Below are 1,564 nucleotides of genomic sequence, written 5' to 3'. Positions count from 1 at the left end.
CGCAGTCACCGATGGGCGACTGGCCGCTGAGGCCGCGCTTCTGGGAAAGAGGCCGCTGATTGTCTGTGGCAAGAGCCTAGCCATGAGCGGGATGCTGGAGAAAATCCAGGCAACCCTCCCCGATGCGCGGTTCCATATCGGGGTTCCTCCAGAGCCCACTCTGGCAGACTGTACGGCGGCGCAGGGCTCGGCAAAGCGCTGCGACTCCATCATTGCCATTGGCGGCGGCAGCGTCCTCGATGTCGCCAAGGCCGCCGCGCTCCCCGACAGCATCTACGACTACTTCGACGGCAAGCTTGCCGTGCCGGAGTCAGGATCGGGCGCTTTGCCGATTCTCGCTGTGCCCACGACGGCAGGCACCGGCTCCGAGGCGACTTGGGTAGGGGTTTTTACGGACAAGCGCGGGGCAACCCCTAAGAAAGCCAGCATCCGGGGCGGCGCAATGCTCCCCAAGACCGTGGTGCTTGATGCGGCCCTCAGTGTCTCGTGTCCGCCCCATGTCACGGCGTACTCCGGCATGGACGCCTTTGTGCAAGCCGTCGAAGCCTATGTCAGCCGTGGTGCCAACCCCTTCACCGACCCGCTCGCGCTGCAAGCCGCCTTCGATATCGCCGAGTGGCTCCCGTCGGCGTTTCGGGATGGGGAGAGTTTGGAGGCCCGTGAGCGGATGCTGATTGCCAGCTACCAGGCAGGGATGGCGCTCAACACCGCACGCCTCGGGCTGGTGCACGGCATCGCCCACCCCGTCGGCGCACGAACCGGCGCCGCCCACGGCCTGCTCTGCGCTCTGCTTTTACCACCCGTCATCCGCTTCAATGTCGGTGCGGATCTCGACCGCTACAGCGATATTGCTATCGGTCTGGGAGCGCCCCGTGAAGACCTCGCTGCCTTCGCCGAAAAGTGGCTTGACTACTTTAGCATCCCTAGGCACCTCGCCAACCTGGGCCTAAAGCGCACCGACTTCGACGCCATCATCGCCGAGACCCTCGTCAGTGGCTCCACCAAAGCCAACCCCCGCACGGTTCACGAAGGTGATGTACGAGAAGTCCTGGAAGCCTGTTGGTAGCGCGGTAAAATAGGCTGGAGGTAGAGGATGCCACTTCTTGAAGTCTTACCCACATTGAAACAACTGACACGCAAAGAAAAGTTTGAAGCCGTTCAGTATCTTATTGCTGACCTGGAAAGTGATGATAGATCAGCGGTCGTTTCTCTATCACTATCAGAGGTTTCAGGATTCTATGAAGTTTGGTCGCCCATAGACGGAAGTGAGTCAGTAGCTCTTGCCATGGAAGAATTACTGGAGGAGCATCGTACAAATGTCCGGAAATCTTAGCCGCGAGCGTTTTTCGTACTCCCTGGTTGGCCCGGCAGATGCTCCTCGTCGCTCTCGTCCTATTCTATCAGTGACCCTTATTGTCCCTGACGGAATATGTCAATGATTTTGAGACACTTTTCTTTTTTAATTTAGACTCTTTTTGCCTCCAGACTTACCCTGCATTTATCATCTGTCACGGCGGGCAAAGCGGAGTCCAGCACGAGTGCCAATACAGGAGGATTGATCCAG

General features: G+C 58.7%; 2 protein-coding genes. Both read left to right on the top strand.

The genetic code is table 11. From position 1 onward, the window contains the following. Positions 1–1,066: iron-containing alcohol dehydrogenase (locus RMO15_RS21460; RefSeq protein WP_309716922.1), on the top strand; the 1,066-nt coding region annotated here is incomplete at its 5' end. Positions 1,067–1,093: 27 nt separating this feature from the next. Further along, a complete protein-coding gene (locus RMO15_RS21455) occupies positions 1,094–1,333 on the top strand; it encodes a hypothetical protein (RefSeq protein WP_309716919.1) in 240 nt (79 codons plus the stop codon). Positions 1,334–1,564: the final 231 nt, after the last annotated feature.

The sequence above is a fragment of the Armatimonas sp. genome, assembly GCF_031410135.1.
GTDB lineage: Bacteria > Armatimonadota > Armatimonadia > Armatimonadales > Armatimonadaceae > Armatimonas.
This window is presented reverse-complemented; position numbering and strand designations above follow the sequence as displayed.

What these genes read in the sequence shown, in the direction of transcription:
- RMO15_RS21455 (WP_309716919.1), top strand. Translation starts at nt 1,094, where the DNA reads ATGCCACTTCTTGAAGTCTTACCCACATTGAAACAACTGACACGCAAA.